The 21,326-nt window shown below is 60.5% G+C and carries 17 protein-coding genes and 1 pseudogene; 4 read left to right on the forward strand and 14 right to left on the reverse strand.

Going from position 1 to position 21,326, the window contains the following annotated elements; translation table 11 throughout:
- Positions 1-69 precede the first annotated feature (69 nt).
- The 8 genes from H8F22_RS26645 to hutC form a co-directional block, all read right to left on the reverse strand.
- Positions 70-1,593, reverse strand: coding sequence for an HAL/PAL/TAL family ammonia-lyase (locus tag H8F22_RS26645; protein ID WP_194940884.1), 1,524 nt, complete (start codon positions 1,591-1,593; stop codon positions 70-72).
- A 170-nt stretch (positions 1,594-1,763) separates the two neighbouring features.
- Positions 1,764-2,594, reverse strand: coding sequence for a quaternary amine ABC transporter ATP-binding protein (locus H8F22_RS26650; RefSeq protein WP_007948989.1), 831 nt, complete (start codon positions 2,592-2,594; stop codon positions 1,764-1,766).
- The gene (locus H8F22_RS26655; RefSeq protein WP_027922139.1) at positions 2,591-3,442 is read right to left on the reverse strand and encodes an ABC transporter permease; all 852 of its coding nucleotides are present in this window, start codon (positions 3,440-3,442) and stop codon (positions 2,591-2,593) included. Before H8F22_RS26655 ends, H8F22_RS26650 begins: the two co-directional genes overlap by 4 nt.
- A 70-nt stretch (positions 3,443-3,512) precedes the next feature.
- Positions 3,513-4,481: an ABC transporter substrate-binding protein gene (locus tag H8F22_RS26660; protein ID WP_194940885.1), complete on the reverse strand. Its 969-nt coding sequence runs from the start codon at positions 4,479-4,481 to the stop codon at positions 3,513-3,515.
- A 69-nt stretch (positions 4,482-4,550) separates the two neighbouring features.
- A complete protein-coding gene (locus H8F22_RS26665) occupies positions 4,551-6,020 on the reverse strand; it encodes a purine-cytosine permease family protein (RefSeq protein ID WP_027922141.1) in 1,470 nt (489 codons plus the stop codon).
- A gap of 154 nt (positions 6,021-6,174) precedes the next feature.
- On the reverse strand, positions 6,175-7,863 hold the full coding sequence (gene hutU / locus H8F22_RS26670; protein WP_194940886.1) for a urocanate hydratase: 1,689 nt from the start codon (positions 7,861-7,863) through the stop codon (positions 6,175-6,177).
- 451 nt (positions 7,864-8,314) lie between these two features.
- Positions 8,315-8,881 carry a HutD/Ves family protein gene (locus H8F22_RS26675; protein WP_027922143.1) on the reverse strand — a complete coding sequence of 189 codons (567 nt, stop codon included), beginning with the start codon at positions 8,879-8,881 and terminating at the stop codon, positions 8,315-8,317.
- Positions 8,878-9,588, reverse strand: a complete 711-nt coding sequence (gene hutC, locus H8F22_RS26680; protein ID WP_172825957.1) for a histidine utilization repressor — start codon at positions 9,586-9,588, stop codon at positions 8,878-8,880. The genes H8F22_RS26675 and hutC overlap by 4 nt, the downstream gene beginning before the upstream one ends.
- 146 nt (positions 9,589-9,734) lie before the next feature.
- On the opposite strand from hutC, the gene H8F22_RS26685 reads away from it, so the two are divergent.
- The gene (locus tag H8F22_RS26685) at positions 9,735-11,099 is read left to right on the forward strand and encodes a formimidoylglutamate deiminase (RefSeq protein ID WP_059181785.1); all 1,365 of its coding nucleotides are present in this window, start codon (positions 9,735-9,737) and stop codon (positions 11,097-11,099) included.
- 120 nt (positions 11,100-11,219) lie between these two features.
- Here H8F22_RS26685 and H8F22_RS26690 read toward each other — a convergent pair whose 3' ends face one another.
- A complete protein-coding gene (locus H8F22_RS26690; protein ID WP_027922146.1) occupies positions 11,220-11,789 on the reverse strand; it encodes a lipocalin family protein in 570 nt (189 codons plus the stop codon).
- A gap of 31 nt (positions 11,790-11,820) precedes the next feature.
- Positions 11,821-12,075, reverse strand: a complete 255-nt coding sequence (locus H8F22_RS26695; RefSeq protein WP_027922147.1) for a hypothetical protein — start codon at positions 12,073-12,075, stop codon at positions 11,821-11,823.
- Between the two features lie 25 nt (positions 12,076-12,100).
- On the opposite strand from H8F22_RS26695, the gene H8F22_RS26700 reads away from it, so the two are divergent.
- From H8F22_RS26700 to H8F22_RS33195, 3 genes and pseudogenes are all read left to right on the forward strand, one after another.
- Complete coding sequence (locus H8F22_RS26700) at positions 12,101-12,259, forward strand: hypothetical protein (protein ID WP_155953701.1); 159 nt, start codon at positions 12,101-12,103, stop codon at positions 12,257-12,259.
- 110 nt (positions 12,260-12,369) lie between these two features.
- Positions 12,370-13,392, forward strand: a pseudogene (locus H8F22_RS33190) (HAMP domain-containing protein); the annotation flags it as partial.
- A gap of 93 nt (positions 13,393-13,485) precedes the next feature.
- Positions 13,486-14,250 carry a methyl-accepting chemotaxis protein gene (locus tag H8F22_RS33195; protein ID WP_370694726.1) on the forward strand — a complete coding sequence of 255 codons (765 nt, stop codon included), beginning with the start codon at positions 13,486-13,488 and terminating at the stop codon, positions 14,248-14,250.
- A gap of 115 nt (positions 14,251-14,365) precedes the next feature.
- Here H8F22_RS33195 and H8F22_RS26710 read toward each other — a convergent pair whose 3' ends face one another.
- From H8F22_RS26710 to H8F22_RS26725, 4 genes are all read right to left on the reverse strand, one after another.
- Positions 14,366-14,968, reverse strand: a complete 603-nt coding sequence (locus tag H8F22_RS26710; RefSeq protein ID WP_027922150.1) for a DUF924 family protein — start codon at positions 14,966-14,968, stop codon at positions 14,366-14,368.
- A 3-nt stretch (positions 14,969-14,971) separates the two neighbouring features.
- Positions 14,972-15,982, reverse strand: a complete 1,011-nt coding sequence (locus H8F22_RS26715) for a class 1 fructose-bisphosphatase (RefSeq protein ID WP_059181786.1) — start codon at positions 15,980-15,982, stop codon at positions 14,972-14,974.
- A 248-nt stretch (positions 15,983-16,230) separates the two neighbouring features.
- Positions 16,231-17,604: a DUF3999 domain-containing protein gene (locus H8F22_RS26720; protein WP_194940887.1), complete on the reverse strand. Its 1,374-nt coding sequence runs from the start codon at positions 17,602-17,604 to the stop codon at positions 16,231-16,233.
- The gene (locus H8F22_RS26725) at positions 17,601-21,179 is read right to left on the reverse strand and encodes a DUF2339 domain-containing protein (protein WP_194940888.1); all 3,579 of its coding nucleotides are present in this window, start codon (positions 21,177-21,179) and stop codon (positions 17,601-17,603) included. Before H8F22_RS26725 ends, H8F22_RS26720 begins: the two co-directional genes overlap by 4 nt.
- Positions 21,180-21,326: the final 147 nt, after the last annotated feature.

Consider the following 21,326-nt stretch of genomic DNA (forward strand, 5'->3'; position numbering starts at 1 on the left):
GGAGATTTCCGTTGTCCGTCGCGTCTCGCTTTTGGGGAGACGCGCCTTGGCACGCTGGTGTTATGGAAATCAGTTCAGGTTCGGCAACGCGTTGTGCAGCAAAATCGGGTCTTTCAACACACCGGCAGCGGCGGCGATGTCCGGTGCAAGCCAGCGGTCCTGGTCGTAGGCCGGAACCCGCTCGCGCAGCAGACGCCACGCGACATCGGTGCCAGCGCCAAAGCGTTGCTCTTTCAAGAATTCAAACGCCTGAGCCGCCAGCAAGTACTCGATGGCAAGGATCTGCGTGCAGTTTTCCAGCGCACGATGCAGCTTCAGCGCGGCGTTGGTGCCCAGGCTCAAGTGGTCTTCCTGCAGGCCCGACGTAACGTAGTTGTCGAGCACGGCGGGTTGCGCCAATTGCCGGTTTTCCGCGCACAGGGACGCGGCGACGTACTGAACGATCATCATCCCGGAGTTGACGCCCGGATTGGCCACCAGAAACGCCGGCAGACCGCTGACGTGCGGGTTGATCAGGCGATCGAGGCGACGTTCGGCGATGGAGCCGATTTCAGCCATGGCGATGGCCAGCAGGTCCGCTGCCATCGCTACGGACTGGCCGTGCGGGTTGGCTTGGGAAACGACGCGGTAGTTGTCCGGCGTGCCCAGCACCAACGGGTTATCGGTGGCGCCGTTGAGTTCGTTTTCGATTTGTTGAGTCGCGTGAACCAGCTGGTCACGGGCAGCGCCGTGGACCTGCGGGATCGAGCGAATGCTCAGGGCGTCCTGGGTACGAATACCTTTGCTGCTGGCGATCACTTCACTGCCATCGAGCACCGCGCGCAGGTTGACGCCGACTTGCTGCATGCCCGGGTGCGGCTTGAGCGCAATGATCTCGGCGTCGAACGCATCGATCTGACCGCGCTGGGCTTCAAAACTCATGGCGCCGATCACATCGGCCCATTGCAGCAAATGCGCGGCGTCGGCAATCGCCAGGCAACTGAGGCCGGTCATGCACGGCGTACCGTTGACCAGGCACAAACCGTCCTTGGCGCCGAGCTTGACCGGTTGCAGACCTTCTTCGGCCAGGGCTTGCTGAGCGGAAACGATTTGCCCGCGATAGCTGACATTGCCAACACCCAGCAGCGCGATGCCGATGTGCGCCATGTGCGTCAGGTAGCCCACGGAACCCTGGGACGGCACTTGCGGGGTGATGCCACGGTTGAGCAGCGCTAGCAGGGCTTCGACCACTTGGCGGTGCAGGCCGGATTTGCCGTGACTGTAGTTGACGACGGCGGCGCACATGATGGCGCGCGTCTGCTCGTTGGTCAGCGGTGCACCCACGCCACAGGCGTGGCTGAGCAGGGTGTTGCGCGACAACTGGCTGAGTTGTTCATCTTGCAGGGAGACGTTGCACAACGCGCCCAGCCCGGTGTTGATGCCATAGGCACGCTCGCCGCTGGTGACAATGCGCTGGACGATGCCCTGGGCGTTTTCAATGCGTGCCCAGACCGGCGCCGACAGCTCAAGCTGCGCGCCATGACGGGCAACGGCGACCACATCCTGCCAGCGGACCTGCGCTTCGGTGATAACGATTTTTTCAGCCTGGGACATCTTTGACCTCGTGCGTAAAACCTGAATATTGATGCAGCTTTACCGGCCCCATCGCGGGCAAGCCCGCTCCCACAGTGTTCTGTTGTGTGAAGAAAATTTATGCAACACAACCAATCCCTGTGGGAGCGGGCTTGCCCGCGATGAGGCCGGCAAAAGTCACCGCAAATCTTTTAAACCACTGCAGCCCGACGCTGAACAAACCGGTCGACATATTCATCCGCCGGCGAATGCAGGATCTCGCGCGGGGTGCCGACCTGAATCAGGCGGCCGTCCTTGAGGATCGCGATACGGTTGCCGATGCGCACGGCCTCGTCGAGGTCGTGGGTGATGAAGACGATGGTCTTGTGCAGGGTCTTTTGCAGTTCCAGCAACTGGTCCTGCATCTCGGCGCGAATCAACGGGTCAAGGGCACTGAACGCTTCGTCCATCAGGATGATGTCGGTGTCGGCGGCCAAGGCGCGGGCCAGGCCCACACGCTGACGCATGCCGCCCGAGAGCTGATGCGGGTATTTGTTTTCGTAGCCCTTGAGGCCCACGGTGTTGATCCAGTGCAGCGCGCGCTCGGAGCACATTTGCTTGCTCTCGCCGCGCACTTTCAGGCCGTAGGCGACGTTGTCCACCACAGTCTTGTGCGGCAGCAGGCCGAAGCTCTGGAACACCATGCTGATCTTGTGCCGGCGAAATTCGCGCAGGGCTTCCATGTCGTATTGCAGGATGTCCACGCCGTCCACCAGGATCGCGCCGCTGGTCGGGTCGATCAGGCGGTTGAAGTGGCGCACCAGGGTCGATTTGCCGGAACCCGACAGGCCCATGATCACGAAGATCTCGCCCGTGCCGATGCTCAGGGACAGATCGTTCACGCCGACTACGCAGCCGGTTTCGGACAGCACCTGGTCTTTGGTCTTGCCCTGGCCAATCATCGCCAGCGCATCCTTGGAGCGGTTGCCGAAAATCTTGAAGACGTTTTTGACTTCAATCTTGCTCACGGTCGCGTTGTTCATTTGCTCACCTCATGCCGTGCCCGACCGTACGCCTGAGTAATGCGGTCGATCACCACAGCCAGAATCACGATCGCCAGACCGGCTTCCAAGCCACGTCCGACGTTGAGGGTCTGAATCCCCACCAGTACGTCTTCGCCCAAGCCACGGGCACCAATCATCGAGGCAATCACGACCATCGACAGCGCCATCATGGTGGTCTGGTTGATCCCGGCCATGATGCTCGGCAGGGCCAGGGGCAGTTGCACGCCAAACAGTTGCTGCCAGCGGTTCGCACCGAAGGCGTTGATCGCCTCCATCACTTCACCATCAACCTGGCGAATGCCCAGGTCGGTCAAGCGAATCAGCGGGGGGGCGGCGTAGATCACGGTGGCGAAAATCGCCGGGACCTTGCCCAGACCGAACAGCATCAGCACCGGGATCAGGTACACGAAGCTCGGCATGGTTTGCATGATGTCGAGCAACGGCATCAGCACCGAACGCAGGCGATTGCTACGTGCCGAGAGAATGCCCAGCGGAATGCCGATCAGCACCGAAATGATCGTCGCGACCATCATCAGCGCCAGGGTTTGCATCAGCTTGTCCCAGAGGCCGACCGCACCCACCAGGAACAACAACCCGACAATCACGGCCGTGGTCACGACTTTGCGCGTGGCGTGCCAGGCAATGCCCGCGACGATGGCGAGCATCAACCACCAAGGCGCCGCACGCAGCAGGCCTTCAAGGTTGACGATGGCCCACAGCAGCGTGTCAGAGATCTGCCGGAACACGTCGCCGTAGTTGGTGACCAGCGAATCGACCCAACCGTTGACCCAGTCGGCGATGGAAAAGGTAAAGCTTTCGGGAAACATAGGAGACTCTCAATCAAGGGGTTGCGATCAAGCGTCCGACTGCCGCTACCGGCAGTCGGAGAGGCTCAACCTACAAGGCCGCGTCGATTTTCTTGGCTGCGTCTTCGCTCACCCACGCGTGCCAGACTTCAGGATGTTCCTTCAAGAAGATCTTCGCCAGTTTTGGCGACTCGATCCGCTCTTTGGTCATGCGCCCAAGGTTCTGGTTGAGGATGTCGATTGGCACGTTGACCTTTTCCAGCACGGCCACCAGTTCCGGGGCCTGTTCGTGGAAAGTCTTGGACAGGCCGACCTTGATATCCACGGTCTTGTTCACGCCTGGTTTCTCTTCGAGTTTCACCGCGTCGATCTGGCCCATCAGTGGGGTTGGCGACCAGTAGTAGAACAGGATCGGCTCGCCACGCTTGTAGCTCGACAGCACGGCCGCATCCAGCGCCGGGCCGGTGCCTGGGCGGAAGTTGGTGTAGGTGCTTTCCAGGCCGTAGCTCTTCAGCATTTCGCTGTTGTCCAGCTCGCAGGTCCAGCCGGCCGGGCAGTTGTAGAAACGGCCCTTGGAGGGCTCTTCAGCGTCCTTGAAAATCGCCGAGTATTTGCCCAGGTCGGCAATGTTTTTCAGGTCGGGAGCTTTGGCTTCCAGCTTGCGCTTGGCATCGCCTTCGATGACGTAACGCGGCACGTACCAGCCTTCGATAGCGCCCACCACAGGTGCGCCGACACCGACGACCTTGCCGGCCTTCTCGGCCTTGTTCCAGACTTCGCTGCGACCGACCCACTCTTCGGCAAACACCTGAATGTCGTTGCTGCTCAGGGCGTTTTCCATGGTGATGGAGTTGCCCGGCAGGCTGTCGGTCTTGCAGTCGTAGCCCTTCTCCAACACGACTTGCATCACGTCGGTCAGCAGCATCGCGCTTTCCCAGTTCAGGCCGGCAAATTTCACCGGTTTGCCCGACTCGCACCAACCAGCCGCCTGAGTGGCGCCAGCACTGGCCAGCAGGCCTATGGAAAGCAATGTGGTCAGCAGGGTCTTGTTCGATTTCATTGTTGTGACGCTCCTAATCATGAATTGGCTTACGGCAGTCAAGAGGCATCCAGCCCTGTCCACGTCCAATCAGGCCTGCGTCGCAACGCGACCGGTCCCGTTTGTTTTAGGTTGTACAACACTGTCCTGCTCGATCGGCAGAATCAGTTGATCGGGCACGGTGCCGTGCCATTTTTTCGCACACACGTAATACAGGGCCGCGGGAATCACCAGACCGATGATCCAGGAGATATCCACATCACCCAGGGCCGCCACCAGCGGACCGGTATAGAACTTGGTGGAGATGAACGGCAACTGCACCAGCACACCGAAGACATAGACGCTGATACCGAGGGCGTTCCAACGGCCGTAGCGACCGTTAGGATCGGCCAGTGCCGGCACGTCATAGCGCTCGCGGGTGATGCAGTAGTAATCCACCAGGTTGATCGCGCTCCATGGCGTGAAGAACGCCAGCAGGAACAGGATGAAGGACTTGAACGCACCGAGGAACGAGTGCTGGCCGAGCAACGCCATCAGGGTCGCAGCACCAACGATCACCAGCACGAAGACCAGACGCTGCAGGCGCGATACTTTCAGGTCACCACGGAAACCGCTGATGATGGTCGCAATGCACATGAAGCTGCCGTAGGAGTTCAGCGTGGAGATGGTGACCTTGCCGAACGCGATGCTGAAATACAGCAGCGCAGCGGTGGCACCGGTACCGCCCAGACCAACGATGTAGGCGACTTCATGCCCAGCGAATTGGCCATTGGCCGATGCAGCAGCGAACACGCCGAGGACCATCGCGACCTGCGCACCAATGACCGAACCTGCGCCTGCGGCAAAAAAAGTTTTCACCGAAGAAATCTTGCTCGGCAGGTAGCGCGAGTAGTCAGCCACATAAGGGCCGAAAGCGATCTGCCAGGAGGCCGCGAGCGATACCGCAAGCAAGAAACTGCTCCAGCTGAAGTGGCGGATTTGCAACAGTGCGCCCACATCAACCTGGCTCATCAGACGGCTGAACAGATAAACAAAGGCAATCACGCCAATGACACTGGCCACACGGCCGATCCAATGGATCACCCGATAACCGAGCACCGTGACCAGCACGATGACACTGGCGAAAATAAGGATGCCGACGCTGTCGCTGACGCCAAACAACTGGCCCAGCGCCTGACCGGAAAGCACGGTACCTGTTGCGGTGAAGCCCAGGTACATCAAGCAGACCAGCACGATCGGGATGGCCGCGCCATACACGCCGAACTGGACCCGACTGGAAATCATCTGCGGCAGGCCCAGCTTGGGACCTTGCGCCGCATGCAACGCCATGACCCCGCCGCCGAGCAGTTGACCAATCAACAGACCGATCAACGACCAGAACACATCACCGCCCAACACCACGGCCAGGGCCCCGGTGACAATCGCGGTGATTTGCAGGTTGGCACCCATCCACAGGGTGAACTGGCTAAATAGACGACCGTGTCTTTCCGCTTCCGGGATGTAGTCGATCGAGCGCTTCTCGATCAACGGTTTGTTGCCTGCACGTTCGCTGACAGCCATGGTTCAACCTCTGTGGATTGTTTTGTAGGTTTACGCAATCCCTGTAGCAGCTGCCGCAGGCTGCGTTGGGTTGCGAAGCGACCCCGGCATTCCAATGTGGAACGAAGGTCCTTCGGCCCTTAACGCAGCCTTCGGCAGCTGCTACTCGGGTTGTTTATTTGCCGGTAATCATCGGCAGGTTCAGCCCTTGTTCATTGGCGCAGTCGATCGCGATCTGGTAACCCGCATCGGCGTGACGCATAACGCCGGTCGCCGGGTCGTTATGCAGCACGCGAGCAATACGCTCGGCCGCTTCGTCCGTACCGTCGCAGACAATCACCATGCCCGAGTGCTGTGAGAAGCCCATGCCGACACCGCCGCCGTGGTGCAGGGACACCCAGGTCGCGCCGCTCGCCGTGTTCAGCAGAGCGTTGAGCAGTGGCCAGTCGGATACGGCATCGGAACCGTCCTGCATCGATTCGGTTTCTCGGTTCGGGCTGGCGACCGAACCGGAGTCCAGGTGGTCGCGACCGATCACGATCGGCGCGGACAATTCACCGCTGCGCACCATTTCGTTGAAGGCCAGGCCGAGCTTGGCGCGCAGACCCAGGCCAACCCAGCAGATACGCGCCGGCAGACCCTGGAAGCTGATGCGCTCGCGGGCCATGTCCAGCCAGTTGTGCAGGTGGGCGTCGTCCGGGATCAGCTCTTTTACCTTGGCGTCGGTCTTGTAGATGTCTTCGGCGTTGCCCGACAGTGCAGCCCAACGGAATGGGCCGATGCCGCGGCAGAACAGTGGACGGATGTAAGCCGGTACGAAGCCTGGGAAGTCGAATGCGTTTTCCACGCCTTCTTCCTGGGCCATCTGACGGATGTTGTTGCCGTAGTCGAAGGTCGGGATGCCCATTTTCTGGAAATCCAGCATCGCTTTAACGTGCACGGCCATCGATTGCTTGGCGGCTTTGACCACAGCAGCAGGCTCGGTCTTGGCGCGAGCGCGGTACTCTTCCCAGGTCCAGCCGGCCGGCAGGTAACCGTTGAGCGGGTCGTGGGCGCTGGTCTGGTCAGTGACCATGTCCGGGCGTACGCCACGACGAACCAGTTCCGGCAGGATTTCAGCGGCGTTACCCAGCAGTGCGATGGAAATCGCTTTGCCTTCTTTGGTGTATTTTTCGATGCGCGCCAGTGCGTCGTCGAGGTCTTTGGCCTGCTCGTCGACGTAGCGGCTGTTCAAACGGAAATCGATGCTGACCTGTTGGCATTCGATGTTCAGCGAGCAAGCGCCAGCCAGAGTGGCGGCCAGAGGCTGGGCGCCGCCCATGCCGCCCAGACCGGCGGTCAGGACCCAACGACCTTTCAGGTCATCGTTGTAGTGTTGGCGACCGGCTTCGACGAAGGTTTCGTAGGTGCCCTGGACGATGCCCTGGCTGCCGATGTAGATCCAGCTGCCGGCGGTCATCTGGCCGTACATGGCCAGGCCTTTGGCGTCCAGCTCGTTGAAGTGTTCCCAGCTCGCCCAGTGTGGCACCAGGTTGGAGTTGGCGATCAGTACGCGCGGTGCATTGGTGTGAGTCTTGAACACGCCGACCGGCTTGCCGGATTGCACCAGCAGCGTCTCGTCGTCGTTCAGGTTGGTCAGGCTTTCGACGATCTTGTCGTAGCACTCCCAGTTACGTGCCGCACGTCCGATACCACCGTAAACCACCAGTTCTTTAGGGTTCTCGGCGACTTCCGGGTCGAGGTTGTTCATCAGCATGCGCAGCGGCGCTTCGGTCAGCCAGCTCTTGGCGGTCAGCTTGTTACCGCGTGCGGCACGGATTTCAACGTTACGAAACTTGGTAGGTTTCTGGGTATTGTCAGTCACGAAAAAGACTCCTCAGCGATCAATTCAAACCAACCCTGGCAGTGGGCAAGCCAGCCTGTGCGCATCGTTGCGCCACAAGCGAATCAGTGGACGCTGCGGAGAGTCTCGGTCGACTCATACGCATACGTCTTTACTTGTACATACAAGCATATGCAATCAAGCGGCCAACTTGTTTGATGGGTGTTCAAGAAAGTTTTTGGATGGGCTGGAACGCTTGTAGATCAAGGGTTCTGGTAGAGATGAAATTTTTCGGGGGGATTGTTGCAGAAGGGTGACGGCTGTTACTTGAGCGAGGTTTTGCGCCACGCTGGGGCGTTCGGTAACAAGATGGTGCGCGCAGGGGAACAGTTTTTGCGAGGCAAAAAGCATCGCGGGCAAGCCCGCTCCCACAGGGAAATCATCGTACCTGTGGGAGCGGGCTTGCCCGCGATAGAGGCGACTTGATATTGAATCAGTGCGCAGTCAGTTCGATCACACAGCATGGGCCATTGCTGGAGACTTCCAACAACCCAGTGTTACCGTCCAGTTGCAGGCAATCATGGCGACCCAGTTGCGAAACGCTGTTACCGGCTTTCACCTCCAATGCGTCGGCGATGCTGAACACCAACACGGTCCCCGCCGAACTGAAAAACCGCTGCTCACCCGCCAGCCACTGCAACCGCGCGCTGTAACGTTGCGGCGCATAAATCAGGTTGAAATCGCGGATCGGCCCGCCGAGCAGTGTGCAGGACACTTCGCTCTCACCACTGAAGGCAAACGGGTGCAGCGGTAACAACGGATGCGTGTCCTGGCCATCCACCCGCAAGGTCATGCCGTCACCTTGCAGCACAGTGATGACCCGCTCGTAACCGGTGAATGTCGAGAAACCACCCGACTCGCCGATGTCGGCAATCGACAGGCGCCAGCCGAAACCCTCAAGGCCAACGCCCGCATCGCGGGTGATTTCTTCAGTGCTGCCGCCGCCGTTTTTCCACGGCATGCGCGGGTAATCTTTGGCGCGTAAAACCATTGTTCTCATTTATGAAACCGACCTTCCAGACGATGACGGGAACCGGGGTGGATCAAACGGGCGGCGGTCACGGGCTGACGGCCGGACCAGGTGCGGCGACGAATCAGCAGGCACGGCTCGCCCTTTTCAATCTGCAGCAATTTGCACTCCGACGCCTCGGCCAGAATCGCCTCGACCACGTGCTCACCTTCGGTCAGCGGCGCGACCTGGTTCAAGTAGGCATAAGGCGTTTGCAGGGTGAAATCCTGCTTGAGGTACTCCGGGGCGACCAGCGCGTTGACGAAACGGTCTTCGATTTGCACCGGGATATCGTTTTCGAAATGCACGATCAGCGAATGGAAAACCTTCTGCCCTTCGCGCATATCCAGCGCCAAAGCGCGCTCGGAGCCGGCGGCCTCTTCTTCAAGGGTGATCACCTTGCAGGTATGGCGATGGCCACGGGAGGCGATCTCGTCGGCGATGTTGTGCACTTCAAACAGCGCGGACTGGCTTTTCGGCTCGGCGACGAACGTACCCACGCCTTGCATGCGCACCAACAGACCGTCGGCGGTCATCTCGCGCAGGGCACGGTTGATGGTCATGCGGCTGAAGCCGAGCTGGCTGACCAGCTCGCTTTCCGACGGAACGCGGTAGTGCGGCGGCCAGTTTCCACTGTCGATTTGCTGGGTAATCATCTGTTTGACGCGGGCGTACAAGGGCGCCGGACTGTCGCCCATGTTCGCGGCCAACGGTGACACTGGGGGCGGAGTCGGCACGGTTAATCCTTGTTCGTTTGAGAAGAGTTGCTAGCTTGCCGGAGTTTACCGAGCAGGCAAACGTCTGTATATGTATATACAAATAACACACGATGGGGTGCTGAACCATGTCCGCCTTCTTTGCCGAACGCGCGCTGCTGCCTAGTGGATGGGCCAACAATGTACGTCTTGAGGTCAACGCCGAGGGCGTATTGACCCATATCCAGGCCGATTCCCATGCAGATGGCGCCGAACGGCTAAGCGGTCCGCTGCTGCCGGGGATGCCGAATCTGCACTCCCATGCCTTCCAGCGAGCGATGGCCGGTTTGGCGGAAGTGGCGGGTAATCCGAACGACAGTTTCTGGACCTGGCGCGATTTGATGTATCGCCTCGTCGGAAAAATCAGCCCGGATCAACTCGGCGTCATCGCCCGTCAGCTCTACATCGAAATGCTCAAGGCTGGTTACACCTCGGTCGCGGAATTTCATTACGTGCACCACGACACCAATGGCCAGCCTTACGCCGACCCGGCCGAACTGGCGCTGCGTATCAGCCAGGCGGCGAGTTCCGCCGGTATCGGCCTGACCCTGCTGCCGGTGCTCTACAGCCATTCCGGTTTCGGTGGCCAGACGCCCAACGAAGGCCAGCGCCGCTTTATCAACAGCACCGAGAACTACCTGAAACTTCAGTCGCGCTTGCAGCCGATCCTGGCGCAGCAACCGGCGCAGTCGCTGGGCTTGTGCTTCCATTCGCTACGCGCAGTAACCCCGCAGCAGATCAGCGAAGTGCTGGCCGCCAGCGACAAACAATGCCCGGTGCACATTCACATTGCCGAACAACAGAAGGAAGTCGACGACTGTTTGACCTGGAGCGGTCGTCGTCCGCTGCAATGGCTGTACGAAAACAATGAGGTCGATCAGCGCTGGTGCCTGGTTCACGCCACCCACGCCAACGCGGAAGAAGTCACGCTGATGGCCAAGAGTCGCGCCATTGCCGGTTTGTGCCTGACCACCGAAGCCAACCTTGGCGACGGAATTTTCCCGGCGGTGGATTTCCTCGCTCAGGGCGGACGCATGGGTATTGGTTCCGACAGTCATGTGTCGTTGAGCGTGGTGGAAGAATTGCGCTGGCTGGAATACGGCCAGCGTCTGCGCGATCAGCGGCGTAATCGTTTGTATGGCGCGGAGCAGCCGATGGTGGGTCGCACGCTGTACGACGCAGCACTGGATGGCGGCGCTCAGGCGTTGGGTCAGCCGATTGGCGCATTGGAAGTCGGTAAGCGTGCGGATTGGCTGGTACTGGACGGCAACGATCCGTACCTGGCGACGGCCAGTGGCGACGGGATTTTGAATCGCTGGTTGTTTGCCGGTGGTGATCGTCAGGTGCGTGATGTGCTGGTCAATGGCCAGTGGGTCGTGCGTGACGGGCGTCATGCGGGAGAAGAAGAAAGCAATCGCGCCTTCACCCAGGTCCTGCGCGATCTTCTGGGCTAACCCCAAACAAAATGTGGGAGCGAGCCTGCTCGCGAAGGGGCCATCAGATTCAACAGAGATGTTGACTGACAGTCCGCCTTCGCGAGCAGGCTCGCTCCCACATTGGGTTTCTGCAAACAGTTAGTTCGAGGTCTTGGCCATCTGCGTATCCGTCGCACGCCAGATCAGCCGCGTGGTGTCGTAACCTTGCTGACGCGCCTTGCTCAGCAATTCCTCTCGAACCACGCCATTGACCGTCGGGGTCCGCGACAGCAGCCACAGGTACTTGCGACTCGGGTCGCCCACAATGGCTGTCTTGTAGTCATCGCTGACGTACAACACCCAGTATTCGCCCTTCGCCGTACCGGGCAGCAGACGAGAAAACCAGGTATCGAACTCGACCCACAGTTTGTCGAATTTACCCGACACCTGTGGATAAGCCGTGCCCTTGACCTCTTCCCACTGCCACTGCGGTGTCAGGCAGCGGTTCAACACCGCCATGTTGCCGTCAGGCTTGAGGCTGTAATGGGCTTCGGACTGCGCGCAGTCGCGCTGGAAATACATCGGCAGGCGAGCCAACTCGTACCAGGTTCCCTGGTAACGCTTGAGGTTGACGCTGTTAACCGTTTTTGGCGCCAACGAATCATGGCCAGAAGTGGCGCAGCCAGCCAATACCAGGCCGGCAAAAAGTACGAACAGGAACCGCTTCATTGTTTTTCTCCCGTGGGCGCAACGCCCCGGTTTACTTCAGGCCTTGGCCGGAAAACATCAATACTTTGTCACCGGCGTACTGCACGCTGATAAAGCTGTTTTTGTCGCCCCAGGTGCAACTGGACATACCGAGCGCGCCCGAGCAATCAGCAGGTTGACCCAACAACGTTTCGACCTCGGCCTTAGGCATGCCGGTCGACAGTTTCGAGTAGTTTTCCTGATTGACCTTGCTGCATGCGGCCAACAACACGCAGAACGAGAGCAAGGCGATAGATCGCAGCGACATGGTGAAACTCCTGGAGCGAAGGGGAATGGCATGGCTGCCAAGCAGAAGCTTAGAAGAGAAAACCCTCTTCTGGTTCCCCGACCGTCACGCTATTTATCAGGCCACTCGTCTGCCTTTTTTCGAAAAATCAGCCACTTTCTTACGCAAATGGGTATTTCGTCAGTTTTTGCAAAAAGACGCCTAATCTTTGGCGCTGGCCAGTCGACACAGAGGGATCCCACAGCCCTGACTGTGGCAAATTGACGCCCCCAGTTGATCAGCCCCTCCGCGGTAGCTCATTTAATGACCAGAAACATGAAGTTCAGCCACAAGATCTTGCTGGCTGCCGCCCTCGTGGTGGCCGTTGCATTCGCTTGTTTCATCCTGTTCAACGACTATCGCCAGCGCCAGACCCTGCGCAGCAGTACCGAATCTTCGATGCAGGAACTCGGCAGCCTGACCACCAGCAACATCCAGACCTGGCTGGAAAGCCGCATTCAGTTGCTGCAATCGTTGTCCCAGCAGATCGCCATGGATGGCAGCGCACCCGCCAGCCTGAAACGCGCCATCGACCTGCCGGCTTACACCAGCAACTTCCAGCTGAGCTATTTCGGCGGCACTGACGGGGTGATGTTCTCGGTCCCGGCCGGCAATCGCGCCGCCGACTACGACCCTCGCGCTCGCGGCTGGTACAAGGCGGCCAACAGCGCGCAACAGACCATCGTCACCGAACCGTACATCGCTGCGTCCTCGGGCAAATTGGTAATCACCGTCGCCACGCCCGTGAAGAATCAGGGCCAGATGATCGGTGTCGCCGGTGCGGACATCGACCTGTCCAGCGTCAGCGCAATCATCAACTCGCTGAATTTCGGCGGCCACGGCCATGCATTCATCGTCAGCGCCGACGGCAAGATCCTGATCCACCCGGACAGCAAACTGGTGCTCAAAGGACTGGCCGATGCCTACCCGAACGGCGCGCCGAAAGTCAGCCCGGGCATGAAAGAAGTCGAGTTCGACGGCAAGACCCAGTTCATCTCCTTCACCCACGTCAACGGCGTGCCGTCGGCGGACTGGTATGTGGCGCTGGTGCTGGATCAGGACACCGCGTTCTCGATGCTCAGCGAATTCCGCACCTCGGCGATCATCGCCATGGTCATCGCCGTGGTGATCATCATCGCGTTGCTGGGCATGTTGATCAGCTTCCTGATGCAGCCGCTGCTGACCATGGGCCGCGCGATGCATGACATCGCCGAAGGCGAAGGTGACCTGACCAAACGCCTGACCATCCACGGCCAGGACGAATTCGGCGCACTGGGCACCTCGTTCAACCGTTTTGTAGAACGTATTCACACCTCGATTCGCGAAGTGTCCTCGGCCACCGGCCAGGTCAACGAAGTCGCCCTGCGTGTGGTGGCCGCGTCCAACTCGTCGATGTTCAACTCCGACCAGCAAGCCTCGCGCACCAGCAGCGTGGCCGCCGCGATCAACGAACTGGGGGCCGCCGCCCAGGAAATCGCCCAGAACGCCGCCCTCGCCTCGCAGCATTCGAGCGACGCCCGCGCCCTCGCCGAGGACGGTCAGCAAGTGGTGGATAAAACCATCGCTGCGATGCAGCAGCTGTCGGCGAAGATCAGCGATTCGTGCGGCAACATCGAAACACTCAACAGCAACACCGTGAACATCGGGCAGATTCTGGAAGTGATCACCAGCATCTCCCAGCAAACCAACTTGCTGGCCCTGAACGCGGCCATCGAAGCAGCCCGTGCCGGTGAAGCCGGTCGTGGCTTTGCCGTGGTGGCGGACGAGGTGCGCAACCTCGCCCACCGCACTCAGGATTCGGCGCAGCAAGTGCAGAAGATGATCGAGGAGCTGCAAGTCGGCGCCCGTGAAGCGGTCAGCACCATGACCGACAGCCAGCGCCAGAGCGAAAGCAGCGTCGGCATCGCCAACCAGGCCGGTGAACGCCTGGGCAGCGTGACGCAGCGCATTGGTGAAATCGACGGGATGAACCAGTCAGTGGCGACGGCGACGGAAGAACAGACCGCGGTGGTGGAGTCGATCAACGTCGACATTACCGAGATCAACACCTTGAACCAGGAAGGGGTGGAGAACTTGCAGTCGACCTTGCGTGCGTGTGCGGATCTTGAGCAGCAGGCGGCGCGATTGAAGCAGTTGGTGGGTAGCTTCAGAATCTAAGGCGCTCTTACTGGCCTCTTCGCGGGCAAGCCCGCTCCCACAGGGATCTTCGGTGGACAGAGATCATTGTGGGAGCGGGCTTGCCCGCGATGGCGGCATTAGCAAAAAAGAAGCATCAGAACCGAGATCCAGGCCCCGAAAGAAACTCTATTTCCTCAGCCGTAGACGCCCGCCCCAACACCGCATTGCGATGCGGAAACCGTCCAAACCGCGCAATCACGTCCCGATGCCGCTCGGCATAATCCAGGTTATCGGCAAACACCGCCCGATCAGCCTCCGGCTGCTGCGCCACCAATTCGATGAACCGCGAAACAGCTTCGTTCTGCACCGCCAGATGCTCGCAATGCTCCAGCACCAGGTAAATAAACACCCGCTGAATCGGCTGCAGCTGCCGATCAAAATCCGCAGCAATGCCTTGCGCCACCAGAGCCTGAGCCCTGAGATCGCCGGAAAAGGATTTGGGAGTGTCGCGGTAGATCATTCGCGGGAGTTGATCGAGCAGCAGCACCAGAGCCAGCCAACCTTCGGGGCGTTGCGCCCAGTCAGTCAATCCGCCGACCAGTGCCTGCTCGACCCAGTCCCCGAAACGCGTTTGCGCTTCGAGGTCCTGGCTGTTGCGCTTGCCGAACCATAACTTGCCCTTGGCGGCCGCTGTTTCGTTCGCTGATCCGGAAGAACCGAACCACCAATCGAGCAACGGCTGCCAGGGCGCGGTCATGGTTTAGGCCTTGTGGTAAGCCGTGACGCGTTCGACTTCTTCTTTCGAACCGAGGAACACCGCGACACGCTGGTGCAGGCCGTCCGGCTTGATGTCGAGGATGCGTTGATGGCCATCGGTGGAAGCGCCGCCGGCCTGTTCAACCAGGAACGACATCGGGTTGGCTTCGTACATCAGACGCAGCTTGCCCGGCTTGGACGGCTCGCGGCTGTCGCGCGGGTACATGAACAGACCGCCACGGGTCAGGATGCGGTGCACGTCCGCGACCATCGCGGCGACCCAACGCATGTTGTAGTTCTTTTTCAGCGGGCCTTCTTCGCCAGCCAGCAATTCGCCGACGTAACGTTGTACCGGGGCTTCCCAGTGACGCTGGTTGGAGGCGTTGATCGCGAATTCCTGAGTGGAGGTCGGGATCTTGATGTCTTCGTGGGTCAGCACGAAGCTGCCCATTTCACGGTCCAGGGTGAAGCCTTTAACGCCATCACCCAGGGTCAGGATCAACATGGTCTGTGGACCGTAGATCGCGTAACCGGCAGCCACTTGCTCGGTGCCTGGCTGCAGGAAGGCCTTCTCGTTCAAAGGCTCGTTCTGGCTCAGGTATTCGTTCGGGCAACGTAGCACCGAGAAGATCGTACCGACCGGTGCGTTGATGTCGATGTTCGACGAACCGTCCAGCGGGTCGAATACCAGCAGGTACGCGCCTTTCGGGTATTTGCCCGGGATCTGGTAGGCATTGTCCATTTCTTCGGACGCCATGCCGGCCAGGTGACCGCCCCATTCGTTGGCTTCGAGCAGGATCTCGTTGGAGATCACGTCGAGTTTTTTCTGCACTTCACCTTGGACGTTTTCAGTGCCCATGCTGCCCAGAACACCACCCAATGCGCCTTTGGACACGGCGTGGTTGATCTCTTTGCAAGCACGCGCCACCACTTCGATCAGGAAACGCAGATCGGCAGGGGTGTTGTTGCTACGGGTCTGCTCAATCAAATAGCGACTCAGGGTAACGCGGGACATGGAAGGCTCCGGTGGAATGGGGGGCTAAAAACCCGCGCAGTTTAACGCGAGTCGAGGCGCATTTCCTCCTATCAGACGTGATACGCCCAAGAGAGTTCATGCACCGGGATGAGCGTAGTTCGAAACGGGCATTTTTACCGGCCGATAAACCGCTATCGCGAGCAGGCTCACGCCCACTTGGATCCCATGAACACGGGAGATCCACTGCGGGAGCGCGCCTGCTCGCGATGGGGGCGCAACACCCACTTTCAGGGTTTGACAGGGGGCTTGCGCAGCAAGCTGAACGCCATCGCTGCCAGGAACAGCACACTCAGCAACAACACCGCCCACAACCCGATTTTTTTCCAGCTCGTGCCCGCCGTTGCCGTCGTGATCACCGTCGATGTCGGCGTCACCACCGCCCCGCCGTCCACCGTTGCCTTGCCCAATGTCGCCAGTTTCTGCGCGCTGTAATCCGGAATCAGCGTCGACAACGGCAAGCTCGCCGCTTTCACCGTCGCACTCCCCAGCGCCAGCATGTAAGGCCCGGGGCCGCGTGCCAGGAACACCAGTTGCGTCGAACGCACAGCGAACTTCAGCGTCGGCGCTTCGGCACCCAGGCCGCCGCCACGCTCGTCCACCACCAGTCTCAACTGCTGCACGGTTTGCCCCGACAACTGCAATTCGTTTTGCACCACGTCCTGGCCACTCTGGGTCAGGCGATACAGCAAACCGCTGCCCAGCGGCTGCCACGGCAAACTGCTCTCGCGGCGACCCGACAACGTCACCGGCGCCAGACTGTTGGGCTGACTCAGATCGACCTGCACCCGTTCGACATTCAGCCCCATCGGCAACTGCCAAGTGTATTCACCGACCTTCGCGCTGCTGCCGGCCAACGCTTGAGACCAGACCAACGGCAGCGGCAGGCTGCGGGTGCTGGCGCTTTCCAGCTGCGCCGAGGTCAGCGCTGGCGCCGATTGCGGCGAATTCCACAGCAAGCGCAGATAGCGCGCCGATTGCCCCGGCAACCCGACTTCATGCTGCTCGACCTGTTCGTCGGCAAACGTCAGCCGTGCGACCTGCCCTTCGCCCCACGATTGCCAATGCTGCAAGTCGTCGCTGGCTTCTATGCTGAATCGCTGGAAGCCGTCACGCTCGCTGGTCCAGTCGAGGACCAATTGCTGCAACGGCGCCTTGATGCCACTGGCATCGAGCAACCAGCCGCGCAGGACTTCTTCGCCCGCCTCCAACTGACTGGACGGCTGCACTTCGACCAGGGTGCCGTTGGCACTCGATTGCACCCGCACGCTGGGCGCGCGCTCGGTGGAATCCGCCGAGTTGTACAGCGGGAACCACTTCACGTCGGTCAGCGTGCGATCTTTGCGGGTCTGGGCCGATTCCCGCGCCAGGGCATACGCCTGAACCTGACCGGCGGCGTTGAACACACGCACATCACTCAGGTCGGTTTGCCGCGCATTCAACTGCACGCTCAACGGCAATTCGAGGCGATACCACGGGCCTTCGCCGCTCACGGACAACGGCACTTGAGTGGTGAAATCCGCCGGTTGCTCCTGGGCGCTGACTGACAACGTCACACCCAGCGCAACGGCACCCAACCATCCCAGGTTCAGCTTCTGACTCAAGACGACACTCCTTCGGTTTCCGGGGCCGGTTTTTCAGATTCCGGCACAGCCTCGGCACGCTTGGGCGGCAGCGGCGCGAAATAGCCCACCACCAGTAGCAGCACACCCACGCCGATAAACGACACGATCCGCGCGAGCCCGCCGCGGTTACTCAATTCCACAAAGAACAGCTTGGCCACCACCACGCCAATCAACGCCGCACCGATCAGCCAGACCTCGCGACGATGGCGCAAATGGCCACCGATCATCAGACTCAGCGCCATCAGGGTCCAGACGATGGACAGGCCGGCCTGCACCAGCATCGATTCCAGCAAGGCATCGAATTCGAACGGCACACCGCCCCATTGGTGCGCGGTGCGCATCACCAACGCAGTGAAGAACACGAACAGCGAAACCCCGGCGATCAATTGCGTGGCGTGTTCGGCGTAATCCTTGCGGATCGCCAGCTGCGTCACCGCGCTGCGCGACCAGACGTAGACGCCGAACAGCGCACATAGCAGGCCCAATTCCAGCGGGTTGATCAGCGGCACATAAGGCAGCGGTTCGGCGGTGCCGTCGCTGACCACGTTCGCCAGCCAGAACCAGCCGAGCATCAGCAGCGCCAACGGTGCCGCCGCATACAGTCGGTACTCGCGGGGATACGCCGACACCGGCCACGGCCAAGTGCGCGGCGCCGCCATCAGCACCAGGTACAGACTCGGCAGAATCGCCCAGCCCAACCAGCGCCAGGCGTTGTACTGCTCGGACAACAACAGCAAGCCGTAACGCAGTTCCAGCGCCAGCACACCGATCAACAACCAGCAGCCAAGCACATGCGCGGTGCTGAGCGCGCGCACCCGCAACATCGGCGCCAGTCGTTTCAGCGAAACGAAATGCACGACAAACACCGCCGCCCAGGCCAACCAGCCAAAACTGGCCGCCGGGTGATAACGCGAATGCCACGCCGCGAGCAACACCACGCCGGCCGCGGGTATCAGCAAGGTGCAGAGCAAACCCAGCGAAGACCATTTCAAGCGCAGTGCCAACAGTGTCCACAGCGCCACACTAATGGCCGCCACCGCCAGCAGCAGCGGCGCTTGCAGATTCACCGGCGCAAAGCGCAGCACTTCACTGACCCACGCCAGCGCCCACCAACCTGCACCCCACACCAGCAGCACTTCGGACAAACGCTGCAAGCTCAACACATCGAACGCCGAAGCATGGTTGCCCAGCTGCAATCGCCAGGCCCCGACCAGCGCCGCCAAGCCCAGTACCAACGGCGTCCAGAAACCGCTGTGCGCCAGTGGCTTCAGTCCTTCGCTGGCCAACGGTCCGAGCAGGTCCGGCCCGGCAAACAGGAACGCCGCGCCGCCAATCACCTGCAACAGCAAACCGAAGACAAAACTCACGCGCTGCTTGAGATACAGGCTCAACCAGATGATGAACAAACCACTGGCCGCCCACACCGCACTCGCGGTCTGCCATGGCAGCACGAACAGCACCGCCAGATTGATCAGCACCAGGCCGGCCAGCAACACCACCGACAAACCGCGCAGCAGTCGCACGTCGCTGCGCACCATGTCATCACGGGCCGCCAGCAGCATGCCGGCGATCAACGCCAGGCCGATCAGCGAGGCACTGAGCAAACCGCTCCAGCCGGCACTGAACACCGCCGCCGATTCACCGCCAGCACCTTGCAGACGCAGCAGGAACAACGCGCCACCGAGCAATTGCACAGCAAACGCGGTGAACAGGAACGTGCGCGATTGCAGGCGCAGACCGACAAACAACGTCGCCAGCCCGGCCAGCGCCCAACTGATCGCCGTACCGTGGGTGAATAAAAACAACGGCGCCAATAGGTAAAGGAACATCAGGCCGAGGCAAGCCAGTACCGGCAGCCCTTTGCGTTCCCATTGCGCCGTGTGCTCCGGCGAGGCTTGGCGCAATTGGTAGAAGCTGAACAACAACGCCACGCCGAGCATCAACGCACCCAACGGTGCGCCGTCGAGCAGGCTGCTTTCGCCGATCCGCAGCTCGCTGAGAAACGCCAGCGCCGAACCCAGTTGCAGCAACAAGGCAAAGGCCCTGGCCAACGGGCGTTGCTGACGCAAGCCGAGCCAGAAAATCCCGGCACCTTCGACGGCCCAGGCCGCCGACGTCCAGCGCGCATCCAGCCCCAATGGAATCGCCAGACTGGCGAAAATCACACCCAGTGCCAGACAGGTTTCTGCCACCAACAACGCGCGGCCGCCCATCAGCAATCGGGCCAGCCCCATGTAAATCATACCCAGCGCCAATGCGCTGAACGCGGCGGCAAACTCAAGGTGCTGGACCAGCGCGAACTGCAAGCCGAAGCCCACCAACGGCGGGCCAAACAGCATCGTGCCGTCGACGTAATCACCTTTACGCGCCGACCAGCGCAGCAACGCCTCGCGACTGTCGTCCTCGGGCGCATCGCTCATTTCCAGTAACTTGCGCCGGGCGAACAGCAGGCCGATGGCCAGGTACATCAGGAAAAACAGGATCAGGAACGGCTCGGTGCTCCACAGCAACTCTGGCGTGTAGGAACGCAGGCCCCAGGCGAAACCGATACCGAAGGTGCCGACGAAGCCAATCAAGTTGAGCAATCGCCAGGCCTTGAACCAGGCGATGGCGAGGATGCCGGCGTTGAGCAATGCAAAGTAGCTGAACAGCGCGACGTGATTGCCGGCGCCAGTGGACGTGAGAATCGGCGCGGCAAAACCGCCCAGCGCGGCGACGCAGGCCAACGCCAGGGAGTCCTGGGTGATCGCCAGAATGGCCGAGAACACCGTCACCGCCACCAGCAAGCCAAGCGCTGCGGTGGGATCAAGCAACGGATGCAAACGCATGGCGGCGAACACCGTCAGGTACAGCACGGCAATGCCGGTGCCTTGCAGCATCAATGCGTAATGGGTGTTGCGATGACGCAGCCACCAGCCCAGTCCGAGCAGGCCCAATGCTGCCGCCGCAACCCCGGCGTAACGCAGTTCAATCGGCACCACCATGCCTTCGGTTGCGTAGCGCAGCAGAAAGGCCAGACCGAGGAACAACAGCACCACACCGACCCGCAGCACAGTGTTGCCACCGAACAGCCAGGCGCGGGCGCCACTGATGGCGCGATCGATAAAGTTAGGGCCGCGCGGGATGGCAGGTTCGCGGGCAACCGGCTCGGGTTTCCAGACATCGGCCGGCAGTGGCTGACTGGACTCAGTCGCCGCAGTGGTGATCGGTTCGAGTTCGGCAGGGAGGTCCCAGATCAGTTCCGGGGTGTCGGCAGGGATTTCGTCGAGCGTAAATTCAGGAGGTGCAACGGACTCGCTGGCGATCGGTTCGCCGGTTTCAGACGCCTTGACGCCGGACACTTCGAGCAAGGTCAGTCGTTGCTGCATGGCATTCAGCGCAACTTGCGTCTGCTCCAGCAAAAGGTGCTGCTCGGCCGCTTTTGAACCTAAACGGGCGATGTGAATGGCTTGGCCAATACCCAAGCCGAGCAATGCGCCCAACAGCGCATCACTGAACGACTCATCGAGTATCCAGCCGAGCACCAGCCCAATCAGCATGAAAATCCATTGCATGGTCGATATCCCTAAGCGGCTCATTGCCTTGTGGCGTCTGCACTGACGTCATCGCGGGCAAGTCACGCTCCCACAGGATTTTCATGAGCCGCAAGAACGACGATGACCTGTGGGAGCGTGACTTGCCCGCGATTGAGCGCGCAGCGC

The sequence above is a fragment of the Pseudomonas mucoides genome, assembly GCF_015461845.1.
GTDB lineage: Bacteria > Pseudomonadota > Gammaproteobacteria > Pseudomonadales > Pseudomonadaceae > Aquipseudomonas > Aquipseudomonas mucoides.